Annotated in this window: 18 protein-coding genes; 15 read left to right on the plus strand and 3 right to left on the minus strand. The window is 63.9% G+C overall.

What is annotated here, in order from left to right; all coding sequences use genetic code 11:
• Nucleotides 1-246: 246 nt before the first annotated feature.
• Both ggt and LDZ26_RS16015 read right to left on the minus strand, forming a co-directional pair.
• Nucleotides 247-1,980 (minus strand): gamma-glutamyltransferase, encoded by a 1,734-nt coding sequence (ggt, locus tag LDZ26_RS16010; RefSeq protein ID WP_244850137.1) that lies wholly within the window; start codon nucleotides 1,978-1,980, stop codon nucleotides 247-249.
• A 58-nt stretch (nucleotides 1,981-2,038) separates the two neighbouring features.
• The gene (locus tag LDZ26_RS16015) at nucleotides 2,039-2,800 is read right to left on the minus strand and encodes an SDR family NAD(P)-dependent oxidoreductase (protein ID WP_244850139.1); all 762 of its coding nucleotides are present in this window, start codon (nucleotides 2,798-2,800) and stop codon (nucleotides 2,039-2,041) included.
• 181 nt (nucleotides 2,801-2,981) lie between these two features.
• Between LDZ26_RS16015 and LDZ26_RS16020 the strand changes: the two genes are divergently transcribed.
• From LDZ26_RS16020 to oxlT, 8 genes are all read left to right on the plus strand, one after another.
• Nucleotides 2,982-3,452, plus strand: a complete 471-nt coding sequence (locus LDZ26_RS16020; RefSeq protein ID WP_244850142.1) for a VOC family protein — start codon at nucleotides 2,982-2,984, stop codon at nucleotides 3,450-3,452.
• 349 nt (nucleotides 3,453-3,801) lie between these two features.
• Nucleotides 3,802-5,436 (plus strand): peptide ABC transporter substrate-binding protein, encoded by a 1,635-nt coding sequence (locus LDZ26_RS16025; protein ID WP_244850152.1) that lies wholly within the window; start codon nucleotides 3,802-3,804, stop codon nucleotides 5,434-5,436.
• Between the two features lie 18 nt (nucleotides 5,437-5,454).
• Nucleotides 5,455-6,375, plus strand: coding sequence for an ABC transporter permease subunit (locus tag LDZ26_RS16030; protein WP_244850154.1), 921 nt, complete (start codon nucleotides 5,455-5,457; stop codon nucleotides 6,373-6,375).
• 10 nt (nucleotides 6,376-6,385) lie between these two features.
• On the plus strand, nucleotides 6,386-7,276 hold the full coding sequence (locus LDZ26_RS16035; protein WP_244850156.1) for an ABC transporter permease: 891 nt from the start codon (nucleotides 6,386-6,388) through the stop codon (nucleotides 7,274-7,276).
• A gap of 3 nt (nucleotides 7,277-7,279) precedes the next feature.
• Nucleotides 7,280-8,278, plus strand: coding sequence for an ABC transporter ATP-binding protein (locus LDZ26_RS16040; protein WP_244850158.1), 999 nt, complete (start codon nucleotides 7,280-7,282; stop codon nucleotides 8,276-8,278).
• Nucleotides 8,271-9,260 (plus strand): murein tripeptide/oligopeptide ABC transporter ATP binding protein OppF, encoded by a 990-nt coding sequence (gene oppF / locus LDZ26_RS16045; RefSeq protein ID WP_244850160.1) that lies wholly within the window; start codon nucleotides 8,271-8,273, stop codon nucleotides 9,258-9,260. Before LDZ26_RS16040 ends, oppF begins: the two co-directional genes overlap by 8 nt.
• Nucleotides 9,261-9,420: 160 nt before the next feature.
• Nucleotides 9,421-10,818, plus strand: coding sequence for an OprD family outer membrane porin (locus tag LDZ26_RS16050; protein WP_244850162.1), 1,398 nt, complete (start codon nucleotides 9,421-9,423; stop codon nucleotides 10,816-10,818).
• A gap of 244 nt (nucleotides 10,819-11,062) precedes the next feature.
• Nucleotides 11,063-12,361 (plus strand): oxalate/formate MFS antiporter, encoded by a 1,299-nt coding sequence (gene oxlT, locus LDZ26_RS16055; protein WP_255775067.1) that lies wholly within the window; start codon nucleotides 11,063-11,065, stop codon nucleotides 12,359-12,361.
• A 108-nt stretch (nucleotides 12,362-12,469) separates the two neighbouring features.
• On the opposite strand, the gene hmpA is transcribed toward oxlT, so the two are convergent.
• A complete protein-coding gene (hmpA, locus tag LDZ26_RS16060; RefSeq protein ID WP_244850167.1) occupies nucleotides 12,470-13,654 on the minus strand; it encodes an NO-inducible flavohemoprotein in 1,185 nt (394 codons plus the stop codon).
• 118 nt (nucleotides 13,655-13,772) lie between these two features.
• Between hmpA and norR the strand changes: the two genes are divergently transcribed.
• From norR to LDZ26_RS16095, 7 genes are all read left to right on the plus strand, one after another.
• On the plus strand, nucleotides 13,773-15,362 hold the full coding sequence (gene norR, locus LDZ26_RS16065; protein ID WP_244850169.1) for a nitric oxide reductase transcriptional regulator NorR: 1,590 nt from the start codon (nucleotides 13,773-13,775) through the stop codon (nucleotides 15,360-15,362).
• A 451-nt stretch (nucleotides 15,363-15,813) separates the two neighbouring features.
• The gene (locus LDZ26_RS16070; RefSeq protein ID WP_244850243.1) at nucleotides 15,814-16,425 is read left to right on the plus strand and encodes a c-type cytochrome; all 612 of its coding nucleotides are present in this window, start codon (nucleotides 15,814-15,816) and stop codon (nucleotides 16,423-16,425) included.
• A gap of 11 nt (nucleotides 16,426-16,436) precedes the next feature.
• Nucleotides 16,437-17,705 carry a cytochrome c gene (locus LDZ26_RS16075; RefSeq protein ID WP_370650729.1) on the plus strand — a complete coding sequence of 423 codons (1,269 nt, stop codon included), beginning with the start codon at nucleotides 16,437-16,439 and terminating at the stop codon, nucleotides 17,703-17,705.
• Between the two features lie 13 nt (nucleotides 17,706-17,718).
• Nucleotides 17,719-17,877 (plus strand): hypothetical protein, encoded by a 159-nt coding sequence (locus LDZ26_RS16080; protein WP_244850170.1) that lies wholly within the window; start codon nucleotides 17,719-17,721, stop codon nucleotides 17,875-17,877.
• An 18-nt stretch (nucleotides 17,878-17,895) separates the two neighbouring features.
• Complete coding sequence (locus LDZ26_RS16085; RefSeq protein WP_244850173.1) at nucleotides 17,896-18,462, plus strand: cytochrome C oxidase subunit II; 567 nt, start codon at nucleotides 17,896-17,898, stop codon at nucleotides 18,460-18,462.
• Nucleotides 18,452-20,077: a b(o/a)3-type cytochrome-c oxidase subunit 1 gene (locus LDZ26_RS16090; protein WP_244850181.1), complete on the plus strand. Its 1,626-nt coding sequence runs from the start codon at nucleotides 18,452-18,454 to the stop codon at nucleotides 20,075-20,077. The genes LDZ26_RS16085 and LDZ26_RS16090 overlap by 11 nt, the downstream gene beginning before the upstream one ends.
• On the plus strand, nucleotides 20,074-20,877 hold the full coding sequence (locus LDZ26_RS16095) for a cytochrome c (protein ID WP_244850189.1): 804 nt from the start codon (nucleotides 20,074-20,076) through the stop codon (nucleotides 20,875-20,877). The genes LDZ26_RS16090 and LDZ26_RS16095 overlap by 4 nt, the downstream gene beginning before the upstream one ends.
• The last annotated feature ends 26 nt before the right edge of the window (nucleotides 20,878-20,903 follow it).

Below are 20,903 nucleotides of genomic sequence, written 5' to 3' on the forward strand. Positions count from 1 at the left end.
TAGTTCTGGATGGGCCGGGTGCGTCGCGCGCAGCGGCGCATGGTGCACTCGGTCAGGACAGAGACTAGGGGAACGAAACGCGCGGTCCAATCCCGCGCGAAACATGCCGCTCATGCCAGCATTCTTATATTTCTGAGAATCCCGCAGGGGACGGGCCTAAGAGCGCGACCGGCGAAAGCCGGACTAGGGCAAATGCCTAGTCCGGACCGAGCGCGACGCTTTCAACCTGAAAGCGCCAGAGCCTCGTTACTGAATGACGCGCGACACGCCGCGCCCGCGCGGATCGGACATCGGCTCAGGCGTTCCGCCGTTGATACGGATTGCCTGAATATCGCCGTTGAAGCCCTGCATCGAGAAGGTGTAGCCCTTCGCCTCGAGTTGCTTCACGACCTCGGAATCGAGCTGATGGAATGGCTCCTGATAGATCGTGTTGGGCGGCAGCAGCTGATGGTGAAAGCGCGTCGCGCCGACGGCTTCCGGCAACGGCATCTGGAAGTCGTACACGTTCGACAACACCTGGAAGATCGACGTGAAAATGCGCGATCCGCCCGGCGTGCCGATCACCATCGCAACCTGGTCTTCCTTCGTGAGAATGGTCGGCGTCATCGACGAGAGCGGCCGTTTGCGCGGCGCGATGGCGTTCGCGTCGCTGCCCACGACGCCGAACATGTTCGCCACGCCCGGCTTCGCGGAGAAGTCGTCCATCTCGTCGTTCAGCACGACGCCCGTGCCTTCCGCGACCACGCCCGCGCCGAAGTAACCGTTGATCGTGTACGTGTTCGACACCGCGTTGCCCCACTTGTCGACGACCGAGAAGTGCGTCGTCTCCGCCTTCTCGGGCATCGACGTGCCGAGCCCCGGCTGCACGCTCTTGGTATCGGACGGCGCCTCAGGATTCACTTCCTGCGCGCGCTTCAGGATGTAGTCGTCGTCGATCAGTTGCGCGACCGGCACCTTGTAGAAGTCCGGATCGCCGAGATACTGCGCGCGGTCGGCGAACACGCGCTTCTCGATTTCCGCGACGAGGTGGATGTACTGCGCGGAATCCAGCGGCACGCCTTCGAACTTGTCCTTCAGGTCGGCCTTCATCTTGAGCAACTGCACGAGGCCGACGCCGCCCGAGCTCGGCGGCGGGGCGGTGATCACGCGATAGCCGTTCCAGCTCGCCACCACGGGCTGCCGCCAGACCGCCTTGTACTCCTTCAGATCGCGCGCGGTGATGAGTCCGTGTCCGGTCATCGACGTGGCGATCAGTTCAGCGGTCTTGCCCTGATAGAAGCCTTTCGCGCCCTTGTCCGAGATGCGCTGCAAGGTCTGCGCCAGATCCGGCTGCTTGAATACTTCGCCCGCTTTCATGCCGCCGAAGTAGAGGTCGAAGTTGGTCTTGCCGGCGAAGTCTTTCGACGCACGGTCGCGCCGCTCGATCAGTTGATCGTCGACGACGAAACCGTCCTGTGCGTATTGAATCGCGGGCGCGAGCACCTGCTTCCACTTGAGCTTACCGAAACGCTTTTGCGCTTCCCACATGCCTTCCACCGTGCCCGGCACGCCGACCGCGCGATGGCCGTACAGGCTCATGCCCTTGATGACCTCGCCCTTGTCGTCGAGGTACATGTTGCGCGTGGCAGAAATCGGCGCGCGCTCGCGGTAGTCGAGGAAGTAGGGCCGATGGTTCACGTAAAGCGTCATGAACCCGCCGCCGCCGATGTTGCCCGCCTCCGGATACGTGACCGCGAGCGTGAACGCGATGGCGACGGCCGCGTCGACTGCGTTGCCGCCTTGCTTGAAGATCTGCTCGGCGGTGTCGGCGGCGTACTTGTCTGCGACGGCGACGGCCGAGGCCGTCAAAACCTGCGGCTGCGCGTCCGCTGTCTTCGCATACGCGGGCGACGTTTCGACGAAGCCCGCCACGCTGAATGCGGCGACGGCCGCGGCTGTCAGCGCGAGGGACCGAAAGCGATGTTCCTGTTTCAACGGCATCTCCTGCATTCTCCTTTCTTCGGTATCGACTAGCGCCTTATAACACGGCCGGCGCGCGTCACGGCATCAACTGGCCGCCGTTGACGTCGATGATCTGACCGGTCACGTAGCGCGACATCGCCTCCGACGCGAGATAGAGGAACGCGCCGCTGCAATCGTCCGCCTCGCCGATATAGCCCATCGGGATCGACTTGCGGAAGCCTTCGAGTTGCTCGGGCGTCGAGAAGCGGTCGTGAAACGGCGTGCCGATCACGCCCGGCGCGACGGCGTTCACGCGAATGCGGTCGGCGGCGAATTCCTTCGCCATGCCCTTCGTGATGGTGCTGACGAAGCCTTTCGACGCCGCGTACAGCAGCGCGCCCGGCCCGCCGCCGTTGCGCGCGGCCACCGACGTCACGTTGATGATCGAACCGCCGCCGCCCGAGCGCAGCGAAGGCAGCGCCGCCCGCGTGAACGAGACGACCGAGCGCGCATTGATGTTGATGATGTCGTCGAAGAGTTCGTCGGTCGCGCTTTCGAGCGGCTCGCGCTTCACGAGGCTGCCCGCGTTGTTGATGAGCACGTCGATTTTGCCGAACGCATCGACCGTTTGCGCGACAACGGCCTCGATCGCCTTCGAATCGCGCACGTCACCGCCGACCGTGATCGCGCTCACGCCGAGCGCGCGCACGTCTTTCGCGACTTCCTCGGCCTGGTCCTTCGAACTGTTGTAATGCACCGCGACATTCGCGCCGTAACGCCCGAACGCGCGGGCCGCCGCCGCGCCGATGCCCGTGCTCGCGCCCGTGATGAGAATCGACTTGCCTTTCAGATCGTGCATGAGTGCTCCGTTTGATGGGGAAGTGGGACGTGCTTCGACCTAGAGTATGAAGCGAATAGTGAAAACTTGTTAAGGGCACGTGGCCGCTCTTTGCGGCGCTCGCCAAAACCGGCACCATCTTGAGTGCGCCGCCGGTGGCGAATGCGGCGTCCGCTAACCTTTGCCGAATCAGGAGGCATTCATGAGTGCACCAGTCGATCCCATTCCCGAAGGCCGTCATGGCGTGATTCCGTATATTGCGGTGGCGGGCGGCGTCGCGGCCATCGACTTCTACAAGAAAGCGTTCGGCGCGACCGAAGTCTTCAGCATGCAGGAGCCGGGCGGGCGCGTCGGGCATGCGGAGCTGCTGATCGGCGGCAATCCGTTTTATCTGAGCGACGAATTCCCCGAGATGGACGTGAGAGGCCCGCTCGCGGTCGGCGGAACGCCGGTGATGCTGCATCTGTACGTGGAAGACGTCGATGCCGTGGTGCAGCGCGCCGTCGACGAGGGCGCGACCGTTCTGCGGGCGGTCGAAGACCAGTTCTACGGCGACCGCGGCGGCAAGCTGCGCGATCCGTTCGGCCATGTGTGGTGGATCGCGACGCACAAGGAAGACGTATCGCCCGAGGAATTGCGCGCTCGCGCGGAGCGCCTCTTCGGCGGAGCCTGACTTCGCGGTCTAACGTGTCGTCGCTGCGATCTGCGCGACGACACGCTGCGGTCCGTTCTTGCGAGCCGCCGCAGGCTCGCACCGGTCCCAGTCGCTCGTTCGGGCGACATTTCGAAAAATTTCGTCATCAAGCGCGATTGCGGGTGGCATCCGCATGACCGATGCGAAATACTCGCCGGCAGTCATCAAGCAAATCAAGCGCGGTTCGGAAATGTTCCGAGCGCGGCGCATGATTCTCGCTGATTGGCAGTACTAATGGTGCATGCGCGTTCGTTTAGCCGAAACGCTAAACGTTGCCGCGCGCGCAGCCTTTCATAACAAACACTACAACGAGACAAAGAGGAATCCGATGAAGTCGTTCGCCGCTCTCAGCTCCTTTCATCGCACGGCAATTACCGCCGCCAGCGCCGCTTTCGTATTCACGGCGACGCCTGCCGCAGCCGCCATCGTCCCGCCCGGCGTGACGCTTGCCGCCAAGCAGGAACTCGTGCGCAACAACGGCTCGGAAGTGGAGACGCTCGACCCGGCGCTCGTCGAATCGGTCGTCGCGGCGAATCCCGCGCGCGACCTCTTCGAAGGGCTGACCGCGACCAACGGCGACGGCACGGTCGTCCCCGGCGTCGCGGAGAAGTGGGAGCAGAAGGACCCGACGACGTGGATCTTCCATCTGCGCAAGAACGCGCGCTGGTCCAACGGCGACACCGTGACCGCGAACGACTTCGTCTACGGCTGTCAGCGTTTCATCGATCCGAAAACGGCGTCGTCGTACGCGAGCGTCTTCGGCCCGTTCCTGCTGAACGGCGCGGAAATCGTCGCGGGCAAGAAGCCGGCCAGCACGCTGGGCGTGCGCGCCATCGACGCGGCCACGCTGGAAGTCAGGACTTCGGGTCCGGTGCCGTTCCTGCCGGAGCTCATGTCGAATACGAACCTCGGGCCGGTGCATCGCGCGACGGTGGAGAAGTTCGGCAAGGAGTGGACGAAGCCGGGCAATCTCGTCAGCAACGGCCCGTTCCAGTTGAAGGACTGGCAGGTCAACAGCAAGCTCGTGCTCGTCAAGAACGAGCATTACTGGGACAAGGAACATGTCCAGTTGACGAAGGTGACGTATTTGCCGGTCGAGGACGAGAACACGGACGTCAAACTGTTCCAGTCGGGCGAGAACGACATGACGTATCAGCTGCCCACCGGCACCTATGCCAAATACCGTCAGCAGTTCCCGAACGATATCCGCAACTCGCTGATTCTCGGCACGCGCTACTACAGCTTCAATAACCGCGATCCGCTCCTGAAGGACGTGCGCGTGCGCAAGGCGCTTTCGATGGTGATCGACCGCGATCTGCTCGCGCAACGCGTGACCGCCGACGGCCAGACGCCCAGCTACGGCCTGCTGCCAAAGGGCGTGAGCGGCGCCGACGTGTCCGCCTACGAATGGGCGAGCTGGCCGATGGACAAGCGCGTCGCGGAAGCGAAGAAGCTGCTGGAACAGGCGGGCGTGAAGCCGGGCACGACGCTGCGCTTCGCCATGAATACGAGCGACTACAACAAGAAGATGGCGATCTTCGCGGCCTCCGAATGGAAAACGAAGCTGGGTCTCGCCACCGACATCGAATCGATGGAATTCAAGGTGCTCTTGAAGAAGCGCCATGACGGCGACTACCAGATCGCGCGCAACGGCTGGGTGGCGGACTACAACGACGCGACGACCTTCCTTACGCTCGTGCAGTGCAAGTCGGAGCAGAACGACAACTTCAACTGCAATCCTAAGGCGGATGCGCTCGTCAAAGAGGCGAGCGGCACTACGGACGCCGTCAAGCGCAAGCAACTGCTGACCGAAGCGGCGAAACTCGTGATGGAAGACTATCCGATGCTGCCGCTTCTGCAATACGGTTTGCCGCGCCTCGTTCGCAGCTATGTGGGCGGCTATTCGCTGAAGAATCCGATGGATCACTACGGCAGCAAGGACCTCTACATCGTCAAGCATTGACGCCAAGGACGCGCTCTCATGTGGTCATATGCCCTGCGTCGCGTGCTGCTCACGCTGCCGACGCTCCTGATCGTCGTGACGGTCTGCTATCTGCTGCTGCACGCCACGCCCGGCGGTCCGTTCGACGGCGAGCGCAAGGTCTCCGCCGAAGTGCTCGCGAACCTGCAGGCGAAGTATCACCTCGGCGAGCCGTTGTGGAAGCAGTATCTGCTCTACCTCGACGGCCTGCTGCACGGCGACCTCGGCGCGTCGTTCCGTTACGCCGACTGGAGCGTGAACGAACTCGTGCTGCGCGCGCTGCCGGTGTCGCTCACCATCGGGGGCGTGTCGATGGCGTTGGCCATCGTCATCGGCGTGCTGCTCGGCGCGGGCGCGGCGCTGCGGCGCAATAGCATCGCCGACTACGCGCTGATGCTCGTCAGCAACGCGGGCAACGCGTTTCCGTCGTTCGTCATCGGGCCGGTGCTGATTCTCGTCTTTGCCATCGGCCTCAAGTGGCTGCCCGCGGGCGGCTGGAACGGGGCGGACGCGCGCTACATGGTTCTTCCGGTCGCGCTTCTCGTGATGATCAACGTCGCGACAGTGGGCCGCGTCACGCGCGCAAGCCTCATCGAAGTGATGAACACGCCGTATATTCGCACCGCCCGCGCGAAGGGCTTGCCGATGCGCGCCATCGTGCTGCGTCACGCGCTCAAGCCGACGCTGATCCCGGTCGTCTCCGTAATCGGGCCGCTCGCGATCGCGTCGATCACGGCGGCGGTCGTCACGGAGTCCGTGTTCTCGCTGCCCGGCATCGGCAAGCTGATCGTGAATGGCGCAGCCAATCGCGATTACACGCTGGTGCTCGGCCTCGTCGTGCTGGTCACGGTCGTGGCCGTGCTGCTCAACCTGCTGGTCGATCTCGCGTACGCGTGGCTCGATCCGAAGATTCGCTACTGAGGGCCGCGCGATGAAATCTGCTTCTCTTGCGCCGATGCTCGAACAGGCGGTCGCGGGCCGCAGTCCGTGGCAGGACGCGCGCGCGCGATTCCTGCGCAACAAGGCGGCGGTCGTGAGTCTGGCGCTGCTCGCCGTCATCACGCTCGCGTGCATCGTCGGGCCGTGGGTCTTGCCGAACGCGTTCGATTCCGCCGACTGGAACGCGATGAGCGTGCCGCCCACGTTCGCTCACTGGCATCTCTTCGGCACGGACGAGACGGGGCGCGACCTGCTCGTGCGCTGTCTCGTGGGCGGGCGCGTCTCGCTGATGATCGGCGCGCTCGCCACGCTGACGTCCGTGACGCTCGGCATCGTCTGGGGCGCGATTGCGGGCTTCGTCGGCGGACGCGTCGACAACGCGATGATGCGCTTCGTCGACATGATGTACGCCATTCCGTACCTGCTCATCGCCATTCTGATGGTGACGCTGCTCGGCCGCGAGTTCTATCTCGTCGTGCTGACCATCACCGTGTTCTCGTGGATGGACATGGCGCGCGTGGTGCGCGGCCAGACGCTCGCCATCCGCTCGAAGGAATACGTGGAGGCGGCGCGCGCCATCGGCGTGCCGACGCGGCGAATCATCGCGCGGCATGTGGTGCCGAATCTGCTCGGCATCGTCGCGATCTATACGACCGTCACCGTGCCGGGCGTGATTCTCACGGAGTCGGTGCTGTCGTTCCTCGGGCTCGGCGTGCAGGAGCCGATGACCAGCTGGGGCGTGCTGATTCAGGACGGCGTCGGCGTGATGGAAGCGTCGCCGTGGATTCTGCTGTTTCCGGCCGGGCTGCTGTCGGTGACGCTCTATTGCATCAATTATGTCGGCGACGGGCTGCGCGACGCGCTCGATCCCAAGGACAGGTGAGCCATGCCGCTAGTCGAAATCAACGATCTGCGCGTCGAGTTCGCGACACACGACGCCACCGTTCGCGCGGTCAACGGCGTGAGCTTCGCGCTGGAAGAAGGCGAAACGCTCGGCATCGTCGGCGAATCCGGCTCGGGCAAAAGCCAGACGGTGCTTGCCATGCTCGGGCTGCTGGCGTCGAACGGTCGCGCAAGCGGGCGCGCGATGTATCGCGGCGAGAACCTCCTCGGCATGTCCGCGAAGGCGCTGAACCGCATTCGCGGCAACCGCCTCTCGATGATCTTCCAGGACCCGATGAGCTCGCTCAATCCGTACCTGACGATCGAGCGGCAAATGACCGAAGTGCTGGAACTGCACAAGAGCATGACGCGCCGCGAGGCGAAGAAGCGGGCGATCGCCATGCTGGAAGCCGTGCGCATTCCCGAGGCGGCGCATCGCATCGGACAGTATCCGCACGAGTTGTCGGGCGGCATGCGGCAACGCGTGATGATCGCGATGGCCTTGCTCTGCGAGCCCGAAGTGCTGTTCGCGGACGAGCCGACCACCGCGCTCGACGTCACCGTTCAGGCGCAAGTGCTGCAACTGCTGCGGGATTTGCAGCGCGATTTCGGCACGTCCATCGTGTTGATTACGCATGATCTCGGCGTCGTCGCCGGCCTGTGCGAAAAGGTCATGGTGATGTACGGCGGCCGCGTGATGGAGCAGTGCGACGCCGCCACGCTGTTCGCGAAGCCCTCGCATCCGTACACCATCGGCTTGCTGCGCGCGTTGCCGCGCCTCGACCAGCAGGGCGGCGAGCTCACCGGCATTCCCGGCAATCCGCCGAACATGGCGCATCCGCCGGCGGGCTGTCCGTTCCACGAACGTTGCGCCGATGCCGCCGCCGAATGTGCCGAGCGCGCGCCCGCGCTCGCGGCAGTCGACGGCGCTCACTGGCTGCGCGCGTGCCATCGGCCCGTGGATGCACTGAAGACGCGTTATCGGGAGGCGAGCCATGTCTGACGCGGCATCCACCATTCTTTCCGTGCGCGACATGCGCGTGCATTTTCAGGTGAAGTCGAAGAGTCGCCTGCCGTGGGCGCCAGCGCGCACGCTAAAGGCCGTCGACGGCGTGAGCTTCGATCTGCGCGCCGGTGAAACGCTCGGCGTAGTCGGCGAATCGGGCTGCGGGAAATCGACGCTTTCACGCGCCATTCTGAATCTGATTCCGGCGACGAGCGGCGACATCGTGTGGATGGGCGCGAATCTCACGCGGGGCTCGCAGCGCGAATGGCACGCGGCGCGCGCCGAGGTGCAGATGATCTTTCAGGACCCGCTCGCATCGCTCGATCCGCGCATGACGGTCGGGCAGATCATCGCGGAGCCGCTGACCGAGCATCGGCCGGGCATCGGCAAGCAGGAGAGCCAGGCACGCGTGCGCGCGATGATGGCGAAAGTCGGCCTCCGCGAGCAGATGATCAACCGCTATCCGCACGAGTTTTCGGGCGGGCAGTGCCAGCGTATCGGCATCGCTCGCGCGCTCATCGTGGAGCCGAAGCTGGTTATCTGCGACGAACCCGTTTCCGCGCTCGACGTTTCCATTCAGGCGCAGATCGTCAATCTGCTGAAGTCGTTGCAGTCGGAGATGGGGCTGTCGCTGATTTTCATCGCGCATGATCTCGCAGTGGTGCGCCATATCTCGGACCGCGTGATGGTCATGTATCTCGGCCGCGTGATGGAGCTTGCCGACAAGCGGGCGCTTTACGAGACGCCGCGGCATCCGTACACGCGCGCGCTGCTTTCGGCCGTACCGGTGCCTGATCCGGCCGTCGAGCGTGGCAAGACCGTGCAGATCTTGTCGGGCGATATCCCGAGTCCCATCAATCCGCCTTCCGGCTGCGTGTTTCATACGCGTTGCCCGATGGCCGAGGCGCGATGCGCGGTGGAATCGCCCGCATTGCGCGCGCTCGATAACGGCGCGTCGGCCGCGTGCTTCTTCGCCTGATGCGCAAGTTTCCATAGCCCGCGACATGCATGCGTAGCAATCCTAAGCGCGCGTCGATCGTCCCGACTGCTTCGGTCGCCGGGCGCGGCTTGTTGCAGCCGTCGATTTTGAGAGTTGGTTTGTAGTCCGCAGGTTGAGTCAGTCGTTGGAGATACTTTTCGTGAAAAAAGAGAAACTTTCAGTCGCACTTTCGATTTTGCTTTTCAGCAGCGTGATGGCCGCAACCGTCTCCGCATACGGCCAGGAAGCCGATACCGAGCCGCTTTCGCGCCATACCGAAACTGTCCCGAGTTCGCCGCCCAATACCGAAGCCGATGCGCCAGTGAGCAATCAGGCGAAGTCGAAGGGCTTTATCGAGGACTCGCATTTCAACGTGCTCGGCCGCTCTTTCTCTGAACACTTCGAACCGAAGGGCGCAAAGGATAAAGACGCGTGGGTGCTCGGCGCGCAGGCGGTGTTCGAATCCGGCTTCACGCGCGGGCTGATCGGGCTCGGCGGCGACGTGTCGATGTTCGGCGCGTTCAAGCTGAACGGCGGCAACGGCGCGGGCACCCGCGTACACGTGGGCACGGACGGCGGCGGGGCGAACCAGCTCGCGTGGGCGTATCCGGGCGTGTGGGACGTGAAGGCGCGCGTGTCGAACACCGTGCTCAAATACGGCCAGCAACTCTTCGACAACCCGTTCCTCGTGCCGCACGACAATCGCGCGTTGCCGCCGACGTATCGCGGCTTCTCGCTCGCGAGCGACGAGTTCAAGAACCTTACGTTAAAGGCCGGCACGGTGGATGGCGTGATCTCGCGCGGCATGACGACCGTGACGGGGCTCTCGACGGAATATGGCGGCAAGCACGTCTCGCAGTTCACGTACTTTGGCGGCGACTGGACGCGCGGCGACGATACGGCGGTCACGCTGTACGGCAGCATCGCGAATAACGTGTGGCAGCAGTACTATCTTTCGGCGACGCAAAGCATCGGCGACGCGAAGTCGGTGCGCTGGACCGGCGCGCTGAACTATTACTACACGGGCGCCATCGGCGACAAGCGTCAGGGGCCGATCAATAACAATGCGTATAGCCTCGCGCTCGCCGGCACGCATGGCGCGCATACGCTGCAATTCGCCTTCCAGCAGATTCTCGGCGACCAGATGTTCGACTACATGCACGAGTCGGGCGGCGATTATCTGTCGAACTCGCTGGATGTCGACTACAACCAGCCGCACGAAAAGTCCGTGAGTCTTTCGTATTCGCTCAATCTGAAGGACTACGGTATGCCCGGCTTCAAGGTGACGACGTGGGTCGCTTATGGCTGGGGCGCCGACGGCAGTGCCATGGCCAATAGCGGCACGGTCAACGCGGGCAGTTATATCGTGAACGGACAGCCCGTGCACGGCACGCATCACGAATTCGGCATTATTCCGAGTTACACCGTGCCGGACGGCAAGTTCAAGAACACGTCGGTCAAGTTCTATTACATGCATCACCAGGGCAACAAATATTACTCCGACGGAACAAGCGACATTTATCGGCTCATGGTGAATGTGCCGTTTAATGTGTTTTGACTGGGCCATCCGTCGCGAGCGTTTACCCTACAGAAACCACTCTTTATATTACGATACCCTTTCATCTATAAAGAGAGTGCGTGCAGCGGATTGCCATGTCTCGCCCACGCCCATCGCCCGGCAGCCTCGTGACTGCCGGGCTTTTTTTTCGCCATCGCCCGATTAGATCATCGCTTTCATCTGCTTACAGTCCACGTTGTCCTAAGTGGAAACCCCGTCGTTTCTTTCGCTTGACTTACTAGATATATCAAATAAGGTGGGTGCGTCGCGTCTCGCGTCGCCGTGGGTGCAGTTGGTCTTTGGCGTCATCTGCATGGCGATGATTGCCAACATGCAGTACGGATGGACGCTCTTCGTCAATCCGATCGACGAGAAATATCACTGGGGCCGCGCGGCGATTCAGGTCGCCTTCACGATCTTCGTCGTCACCGAAACGTGGCTTGTGCCGATCGAAGGCTATCTCGTCGACAAGTACGGCCCGCGCCCCGTGGTCGTCGGCGGTGGCGTCCTCTGCGCGATTGCCTGGGCGATGAACTCGATGGCGTCCTCGTTGCCGCTCCTGTATCTCGCCGCTGCGATAGGCGGAGTGGGCGCGGGCGCCGTGTACGGCACGTGCGTCGGCAACGCGCTCAAATGGTTCCCGACGCGGCGCGGCCTCGCGGCAGGCATCACCGCGGCCGGCTTCGGCATGGGATCGGCGGCGACGGTCGTGCCCATCGCGCACATGATCAAATCCAGCGGCTATGAAGCGACATTCCTCTGGTTTGGGCTCGGGCAGGGACTGGTCGTCTTCTTGCTCGGCATGGCGCTGTATGCGCCGCCCGCTCAGTTGCTGGCGGCGGTCAAGAGCACGGTCACGCGCGCCGTTTATAACGCGAGCCCGAAGCAGGTACTGGCGTCGCCCATCTTCTGGGTGATGTACGCGATGTTCGTGATGATGGCGGCGGGCGGCCTGATGGCGACCGCCCAGCTCGGACCGATCGCGAAAGACTTCGGATTGCAGGATTCGCCTGTGTCGATTCTCGGGCTGACGCTGCCGGCCTTGACTTTCGCGCTGACGATCGACCGTGTGCTCAACGGTCTGACGCGGCCGTTCTTCGGCTGGGTATCGGACAGGATAGGGCGTGAGAACACGATGTTTCTGGCCTTCGCGATAGAAGCGGTGGGGATCGTCGCGCTGTCCAACTTCGGCCACAACCCGACGGCGTTCGTGGTGCTGACCGGCATTGTGTTCTTTGCGTGGGGCGAGATCTACAGTCTCTTCCCCGCGACTTGCGGCGATACGTTCGGCCCGAAGTTCGCGGCGACCAACGCGGGCCTCTTGTACACGGCAAAGGGCACGGCGGCGCTCCTGGTGCCGTTTTCGAGCGTCCTCACGAAGTCGACGGGAAGCTGGCACGCCGTCTTTATGCTCGCGGCCGGAATGGCGGCACTCGCGGCGCTCCTCGCGCTCTTCGTGCTCAAGCCAATGCGCAACGCCCACACACAAAAGCATGCGCGCGAGGTGGGGCGGGAGATGGGCTATGCGCCGCTGAAAGAGTAGGCGATCTCGGCAAAGGGGCCGCGTCGATCTTCAAGTGCTCAGGACGAAAACACGGACCCGCCGTTGCCCAGCGCGGGTCCGTCTTCTCAACGCAACGCAAAGCATCGTTCAGTCGAGCGCAGCAGCCGGGCCGAAGAACTCATAGCGGCTCTGCGCCTCCGGCACGCCGAGCGCCTTCAGATGCTTCTTCACCGCCTTCATGAACGACTTCGGGCCGAGGAAGTACGCATCGACATCGCGGTTCGCGGGCAGCCACTGGTCGAGCAGCGTTTCGTTCACGAAGCCGACGCCGTGCGGCTCGCTGTCGCCGTCGCGCCGATTTTCATAGCAATAGAAGCGTTTGAGTTGCGGGTAACGCGCGGCGAGTTCGTCGATCGTCTCGCGGAACGCATGGGCGCCGCCGTGCCGCGCCGCGTGGATGAAGTGAATCGGGCGCTTCGTCGTGGCGAGCGCGGCGTGGAGCATCGCAAGCGTCGGCGTGATGCCCACGCCGCCGCTGATCAGAACGAGCGGCTTGTCGCTGTGTTCGAGCCTGAAGTCACCCGCGGGCGGATACAGATCGAGCGTGTCGCGTTCGTGAATCCGGTCGTGCAGAAAGCTCGACACCTTGCCGTCCTTCTCGCGCTTGACGCTGATGCGATATTCGCGTCCGTTCGGCGCCGCCGACAGCGAATAGTTGCGACGCAGTTCCTCGCCGTCGATGAAAACGCGCAGCCCGATGTACTGCCCCGGATGAAAATCGAGCAGACTGCCGCCGTCCTGCGGCACGAGATAAAACGACGTGATCTCATCGCTCTCCGCGACCTTGCGCGCGACGACGAAGCGCCGTGTGCCGCGCCATCCGCCGGGCGCGTGCTCGCGCTCGCTGTAGATCCCTTCCTCCAGGCCGATGAGCAGATCGGCCAGCTGACCGTAAGCAGCGGCCCACGCTTCGATGACGGCGTCGGTCGCGATGTCTGCGCCGAGCACTTCGCGGATCGACCGGAGCAGGCAGCTTCCGACGATCGGATAATGCTCCGGCTGGATATTCAGCGCGACATGCTTGTTGATGATCTGCCCGACGAGGCCGCCGAGCTTGTCGAGTTCGTCGATATGCCGCGCGTACATCAACACGCCATTGGCGAGCGCACGTTGCTGCGCGCCGCTTGCCTGATGCGCCTGATTGAACATCGGGCGCACTTCGGGGTGTTCGTTCAGCATGGTGGCGTAGAAATGGCGCGTGAGCGCTTCGCCGCCGCTTTCCAGAAGCGGCACGGTAGCTTTGATGATGGCTCGGTGTTCTGCTGACAGCATGGTGGTCCTCGTGACAAGGGGCGGAGACGGCAAGCTCCGCAGGCGGTTTATGTTGTCTTTCTATACAGTTTCTATGCCAGTGTAGAATTGTCATAATTTCAATGGCTTACACAGCGTTATGGTCGATTCGACTCTGGTCCAAAAGACTGCCGATGTAGTCGCAATGACTTCGCGCGTCCTCCTCGACGCCCTTGTGCCGCTTATCGAAGACCTGTCGCAGGACATTCCGGAGGCCGAGCGCTACCGCCGGCTGTTGAGCACGCTGCGCGCGCTTTTCCCGAGCGATGCCGCTGCGCTATTACGGCTCGACGGCGAAACGCTGGTGCCGCTCGCCATCGACGGTCTGTCGAGCGACACGCTCGGCCGGCGCTTTCTCGTGCGCGACCATCCGCGGTTCGCGCGCATTCTCGCGCGCGCCGAGCCGACGCGTTTTCCCGCACATTCCAGTCTCCCCGACCCCTACGACGGCCTCGTCAAGCACGCGGGCGCGCACCTCGAAGTGCACGATTGCCTCGGCAGCCCGCTCTTTATCGGCGGACGTCCGTGGGGCGTGCTGACGCTCGATGCGCTCGATCCCGCGCGCTTCGACGGCATCGACATGGCTTCGCTACAGGCATTCCTGAGTCTGACGGCGGCGACCGTGAGCGTCGCCGAACGCATTGACCGGCTGGCGCGCACGAGCGAGGCGGAGCGGCAACGCGCGGAGGTGTACCGGCAGGCGAGCGGCCCGCGCCGCCGCGAGATGATCGGCAGCAGCGCGCCGCAGAGGCATTTGCTGGAAGAGATCGGCATCGTGGCGTCGAGCGACCTGACCGTGCTGATTACCGGCGAAACGGGCGTCGGCAAGGAACTGGTCGCCTCGGAGATTCACGCGCGTTCGCCGCGCGCCGACAAGCCGCTCGTGAGCCTCAACTGCGCGGCGCTACCGGATACGCTCGTCGAAAGCGAGCTCTTCGGACATGTGCGCGGGGCGTTCTCGGGCGCGTCGTCGGACCGGCGCGGCAAGTTCGAACTTGCGGACGGCGGCACGCTGTTCCTCGATGAAGTCGGCGAACTGCCGCTTGCCGTGCAAGCCAAGCTGCTGCGCGTGTTGCAGAACGGCCAGTTGCAGCGCATCGGCTCGGACAGCGAGCATCGCGTGGACGTGCGGCTGATCGCGGCAACGAATCGCGATCTGGCCGAAGAAGTGCGCGGCGGACGTTTTCGCGCGGACCTGTATCACCGGCTGTCGGTGTATCCGCTCGTCGTGCCGCCGTTGCGCGAGCGTGGCCGCGACATCTTGCTGCTCGCAGGCTACTTCCTGGAGGAGAACCGGTCGCGGCTCGGCCTGTCGGGCCTGCGGCTTTCCGCCGATGCGCAGGCCGCGCTGCTTGCCTACCGTTGGCCGGGCAACGTGCGCGAACTGGAGCACCTGATCGGGCGAAGCGCGTTGAAGGCGCTCGCGGGCCATCGCGAACGGCCGCGCATTCTGACGCTGACCGCCGCGGACTTCGGCATCGGCGATACGGCGAGCATCGCGCCGCCCGCACCGGCCGAATCAGATGCGCCCGCTGCTGTCGGCTTGCGAGAAGCCGTCACTGCATACGAGCGCACGCTGGTTCTCGATGCGCTCGCGCGCAACCAGCAGAACTGGGCATCGACGGCGCGCGAGTTGGGGATCGATCGGGCGAACCTGAACCGGCTCGCGCGACGCCTCGGGCTCAAATAGTGAGCCCGAGTCTCGAAAAACGTGACGATCGCTGCAAAGCCACGTCCTAAGCACCACAGAGACCGTCAACCGCTTGGTTGAGCATCTCGAAATAATGAACTTCTTTGACCAAACGCAAAGTTTTCTGCCGTCTTGTCACGCGCAGCGATCGCATGTATTGAGACAATCTCAGGGCTGGAGAAAACGAAGCGCGTCTCCTACCATCTGAAAAGCCAAGCACAGCCCGCCACCGGCAAGACCTTTAGCTTTGAAGAAAAGCGTCGCCGCCCATTGCATGCAACCCATTGCATGCGACCGGCCGCGCGTCCAAACGAAAACGGCAACCTGAAACGGGGGATACGTGGGAAACGTGGCTCAGCGCAGCGCCTTGTTCCTGATTTCGGCGCTCTTCACGTTCTGCGGCATCGATGCGTGCGCCGCGGACGCGCCTCTCGAACGCGCGCCCGACACCATGCAGGCGCGCGTCATGGGTTGCGCCGCGTGCCACGGCGCGCACGGCGAGGGCACGGACAACGATTACTTTCCGCGCCTCTCCGGCAAGCCCGCCGGTTATCTGTACAACCAACTGCTCGCGTTTCGCGACGGCCGGCGCAAGTATCCGCCGATGAACTACCTGCTGGCGTACTTGCCCGACGCGTATCTCAAAGAGATCGCCGATTATTTCGCCGCCGAGCGCCCGCCGTTCCCGCCGCCGTCCGCCGTCACCGTCGATGCAAAGACGCTCGATCTCGGCAAGACGCTCGTCATGAAGGGCGATGCCTCGGGCAAGGTGCCGGCGTGCGTCAGTTGCCACGGCGCGTCGATGACCGGCATGGAGCCGGCGATTCCCGGCTTGCTCGGCCTGCACGCGGACTACATCAGCGCGCAACTCGGCGCGTGGCGCTACGGCACGCGCTCGACCATCGCGCCGGACTGCATGCGGCAGGTCGCCCAGCTTCTGAGCGAGCGGGACATCACCGCGATCTCCGCCTATCTGGCTTCGCTGCCCGCGCCGGCCAATCCGACGCCTGTCGCCGCCGGCTCGCTGAAGATGCCGCTCGCGTGCGGCAGCGTCCAACACTAGCGAGGGCCGACGTGCTTCGTTTCAACCAACTTGGGGCGCTTGCCGTAGCGGTCTTCTTCGCGGCGTGCGCCGTGCCGGCCGGCAGCGCGCTCGCGCAGTCGAAGAGCGCCGATGCCGACACCGTCAAGCGCGGCGAGTATCTGGCGCGCGCGGGCGATTGCATCGCGTGTCATACGCTGCCGGCGGGCAAGACCTTCGGCGGCGGCCGTCCGATGGACACGCCGTTCGGCACGCTCTACACGCCGAATATCTCATCGGACAAGGAAACGGGCCTGGGTTCATGGACCGCCGACGAGTTCTACAACATGATGCACACGGGCCGCTCGCGCGACGGCTCCTTGCTGTATCCGGCCATGCCGTTCGCGTCGTACACAAAGGTCACGCGCGCCGATTCGGATGCCATCTACGCGTTTCTGATGTCCACGCCGCCCGTGCATCAGCCGAACCGTCAGCACGAGTTGCGTTTCCCGTTCAACCGGCGCGAGCTGCTGATCGGCTGGCGGTCGCTGTTCTTCAAGCAGGGCGAGTATCAGCCCGATCCGAAGCAGTCCGTCGAATGGAATCGCGGCGCGTATCTGGTCGAAGGTCTCGGCCATTGCTCGATGTGCCATACCGCGATCAACGCGCTCGGCGGCAACGTCAGCTCGAAGGCGTTCGAGGGCGGCCTCATTCCGATTCAGAACTGGTACGCGCCGTCGCTCACGTCGAACAAGGAAGCGGGACTCGGCAACTGGGGCATGGACGACATCGTCGGCTTGCTGCATGCAGGCGTCTCCGACCGCGGCGCGGTATACGGCCCGATGGCCGAAGTCGTCTACGACAGCTTGCAGTATCTGAGCGAAGACGACGTGCGCGCGATGGCCGTCTATCTGAAGGCGCTGCCCGCGCGCGCCGGCGACAAGTCCGAGCCGCCGACGCAGGCCGTGGTCGAGCAGCGCACGAGTCTCTCGCCGCTCGGCAAGAAGATCTACGACGCCCAATGCGCCGTGTGTCACGCCGCGCAGGGGCAGGGCAAGCCACCGCACTTTCCGCCGCTCGCGAACAACCAGTCGATCGTGATGAGTTCCGCGGTCAACCCGATTCGCATGGTGCTCAATGGCGGCTATCCGCCGGGCACATTCAAGAATCCGAAGCCCTATGGCATGCCGCCGTTCGCGCAATCGCTGTCGGACGTGGAAGTGGCCGCCGTGGTCACGTATATCCGCACGACGTGGGGCAATAACGGCGCGCCGGTCTCCGTGAAGGAAGTCAACGAACTGCGCTCGGCGCCCCTTTACTAGTCTAGACACGACCATGAACGACGATCCGAACGAAGACGCAAGACTCGACGAAATCGTGCGCAGCGGGCCGGGCGGGGCGCTCGCGCTCGCGGGCATCGCGACGGCCATTGTGATCGGCAGCTGGTTTGTCTTTTACTTTGCCGTGTTCCTGCCTCGCGGCGTGATCCAGTGACTCATTGAGCAGCGTTATATGGCCATCAATCCAGGTTCACATGAAGTCGCGGAGCGCGTCGAGAAACGCTGGGCGATGCTCGTGCTCGCCATCGTCGCCGTGCTGGTCGCGATGGTGGTCTACACCGGCCTGCACTGGGCGATGATGCCGCCCTCGCGCGTCGAGACCGTGCGGCCCGAAACGCTGCACGTGTCCGGCGAATTCGTCGAAAGCAATCTCGGCACGGCGCCCGAGGCCGACGGCTCGGTGACGGTGCGCGTCGTCGCGCAGCAGTACTCGTTCACGCCGCAATGCCTGCTCGTGCCGGCAGGCGTGCCGGTCACGTTCCGCGCGACGAGTTCCGATGTCGTGCACGGCTTTCTCATCACGAAGACCAATATCAATTCGATGCTGGAGCCGGGCTATGTCTCGACCTTCAAGACCACGTTCGACGAACCCGGCGACCATCTGATGCCCTGCCACGAGTTCTGCGGCGTCGGGCACCATGGCATGTGGGCGCATGTGAAGGTCATCGATCGCGCCGAATTCATGCAGATGGCCGACAAGCTGCCGGCCAATTCGCGGAGACTGTCCTGTGTTAAATAGCAAGCGCCTTATCCTCGCGCACTTCTGGCTTGCGTTCGCGGCCTTCGGCGTCGCGCTGTTGCTCGGCGCCTGGCAGATGTTCGCGCGCAGTCCGCTGTACATCGGACTGCAAAATCCCGAGATCTACTATCGCTCCGTGACGGCTCACGGCTCCGCGATGGGCTACGTGTTCCCGACGCTCATCGCGATGGGCTTCGGCTACGCGGTGAGCGAGCTTGCGCTCAAGCGCGCTCTCGTGGGCGTGCGCTGGGCGTGGCTCGGCTTCTGGCTGGTCGCGGTCGGTTCGGTTATGGCGATGATTCCGGTCGCGATGGGCCTGGCCTCCGTGCTCTACACCTTCTATCCGCCGATGATCGGCAACGCGTTCTACTATCTCGGCGTGGTGCTGGTGGTGGTCGGATCGTGGATCTGGGTCGCGCTGATGTCGGTGAATCTGCACGCATGGAAGCGCGACAACCCCGGCAAGACCGTGCCGCTGCCGATGTTCGCGACCGTCGCGGGCGCGTATCTGTGGGGCTGGACGGCGGTGGGCGCGGCCATCGAAGTGTTGTTCATGATCCTGCCGGTGGCGATCGGATGGAAGAGCACCATCGACGCCGGTCTCGCCCGCGTCTTCTTCTCATGGACGCTGCACGCTATCGTCTATTTCTGGCTGATGCCCGCGTATATCGCGTATTACACGATCATCCCGCGCGCCATCGGCGGGCGTCTGTATAGCGACGCGATGGCGCGCATCTCGTTCATCCTGTTCCTCGTGGTGTCGATGCCGATCGGCATTCACCATCTGTTCGCCGATCCGCAAGTGGGCTCGGGCTTCAAGTTCATGCATTCGGTGTTCACCGCGCTCGTCGCCGTGCCGACGCTTCTGACCGTGTTCACCATCTGCGCGTCGGTGGAGATCGCGGCGCGGCTGCGCGGCGGCCGCGGCGCGCTCGGCTGGATTCGCGCGCTGCCATGGGACAACCCGATGATGCTCGCCGTCGCGTTTTCATTCGTGATGCTCGGCTTCGGCGGAGCGGGCGGTCTCATCAACATGAGTTACCAGCTGGATTCGACCGTGCACAACACGCAATGGGTCACGGGCCATTTCCATCTGATTTTCGCGGGCGCGATCGTCATCATGTACTTCGCTATCGCTTACGACCTGTGGCCGCATCTCACCGGCCGCGCGCTGCGTGACGTGAAGCTCATGCGCTGGCAGTTATGGCTGTGGTTCATCGGCATGATCGTGCTGACGTTCCCGTGGCACTACACCGGTATTCTCGGCATGCCGCGACGCATGGCGTTCTACGATTACAGCGATCCGCAGATCGCGGCGCAGGCGGCTTCCGTGGTGACATCGACCATCGGCGGGTTCATTCTGGTCGTGTCCGCCATTCTGTTCTTCGTCGTGCTGATACGGGCGCACGGCGCGCCGCGCGTGAGCGTCGAAGAGTTCCGCTTCAGCCGCGCGGTGCACGAGCCGCGCACCGTTCCGGTCGCGCTGAACAGCTTCGGGCTGTGGATCGCGCTGATGATCGGCCTCACGCTCGTGAACTACGGCTATCCGATCGCGCAGCTCGTGGCGCGCTCCGATACCTCCGTGCCGGCGGTTCCCATCGGAGCGCAGCGATGAGCGAGGAACGCCTCTTCACCTTCCGCAACCGCTGGTTCGCGACGAGCGTGATCGGTACGGTCGGCATCGCGGCGGTATCGGCGCTGATCGGCTTCGTGTGGCTGCCGTCCGCCCAGCGCGATGCCTCGTTCACCGGCGTGTGGAACGCCATCTGCAGCGCGGCGGGCGTGCCGCGCGCATGGTACAGCGGTGACACGACCGTGCAGCCGACAATCAAGCTGTCCGCCGTCGAAGTCACGCCGCAAATGCTCGCGCACGCGAGCGCGAACTCCATCGGGCGCGGCGCGACGCTCGCCCTGCGCTGCACGATGTGTCACGGCGAACGCGGCATGAGCGAAGCGAATTCGCCCAATCTCGCGGGGCAGTATGCGTCGGTCATCTACAAGCAGTTGATGGATTTTCAGACGGGCGCGCGCACCAATGCCGTGATGTCGCCGATGGCCGCGAACCTGAGCGACCAGGACATGCGCGATCTCGCCGCCTACTACGCGAGCCTGCCGAGGCCGCCCGCGCAGCGCAAGGTCAGCGATTCGCTCGCGCCGGGCATCGTCTCCCACGGCGCGCCGATGCGCAATGTCGCGCCGTGCGCGGCGTGTCACGGCGGGATCGACAACAAGGCGGGCAGTCCGTGGATCGACGGCTTGCCGGCGGCGTACACGAAGGCGCAACTGATCGCGTTCGCCAACGGCACGCGCACCAACGACATCAACGAAGTCATGCGCAACGTCGCGCGCAACATGACGCCGGAGGAGATCGACGCCGCGTCCGCGTATTACGCGCGCGAGTTGAACAAGCAGTAGGCCGCAGCGCGGAATCGCCGCCCTGG

Source organism: Caballeronia sp. SL2Y3 (genome assembly GCF_022879575.1).
Lineage (GTDB): Bacteria > Pseudomonadota > Gammaproteobacteria > Burkholderiales > Burkholderiaceae > Caballeronia.

Bases quoted from the DNA above. Each gene is read 5' to 3' on its own strand.
- ggt (WP_244850137.1), bottom strand. From the start codon at position 1,980: ATGCCGTTGAAACAGGAACATCGCTTTCGGTCCCTCGCGCTGACAGCC.
- LDZ26_RS16015 (WP_244850139.1), bottom strand. From the start codon at position 2,800: ATGCACGATCTGAAAGGCAAGTCGATTCTCATCACGGGCGCGAGCACG.
- LDZ26_RS16020 (WP_244850142.1), top strand. From the start codon at position 2,982: ATGAGTGCACCAGTCGATCCCATTCCCGAAGGCCGTCATGGCGTGATT.
- LDZ26_RS16025 (WP_244850152.1), top strand. From the start codon at position 3,802: ATGAAGTCGTTCGCCGCTCTCAGCTCCTTTCATCGCACGGCAATTACC.
- LDZ26_RS16030 (WP_244850154.1), top strand. From the start codon at position 5,455: ATGTGGTCATATGCCCTGCGTCGCGTGCTGCTCACGCTGCCGACGCTC.
- LDZ26_RS16035 (WP_244850156.1), top strand. From the start codon at position 6,386: ATGAAATCTGCTTCTCTTGCGCCGATGCTCGAACAGGCGGTCGCGGGC.
- LDZ26_RS16040 (WP_244850158.1), top strand. From the start codon at position 7,280: ATGCCGCTAGTCGAAATCAACGATCTGCGCGTCGAGTTCGCGACACAC.
- oppF (WP_244850160.1), top strand. From the start codon at position 8,271: ATGTCTGACGCGGCATCCACCATTCTTTCCGTGCGCGACATGCGCGTG.
- hmpA (WP_244850167.1), bottom strand. From the start codon at position 13,654: ATGCTGTCAGCAGAACACCGAGCCATCATCAAAGCTACCGTGCCGCTT.
- norR (WP_244850169.1), top strand. From the start codon at position 13,773: ATGGTCGATTCGACTCTGGTCCAAAAGACTGCCGATGTAGTCGCAATG.
- LDZ26_RS16070 (WP_244850243.1), top strand. From the start codon at position 15,814: ATGCAGGCGCGCGTCATGGGTTGCGCCGCGTGCCACGGCGCGCACGGC.
- LDZ26_RS16080 (WP_244850170.1), top strand. From the start codon at position 17,719: ATGAACGACGATCCGAACGAAGACGCAAGACTCGACGAAATCGTGCGC.
- LDZ26_RS16085 (WP_244850173.1), top strand. From the start codon at position 17,896: ATGGCCATCAATCCAGGTTCACATGAAGTCGCGGAGCGCGTCGAGAAA.
- LDZ26_RS16095 (WP_244850189.1), top strand. From the start codon at position 20,074: ATGAGCGAGGAACGCCTCTTCACCTTCCGCAACCGCTGGTTCGCGACG.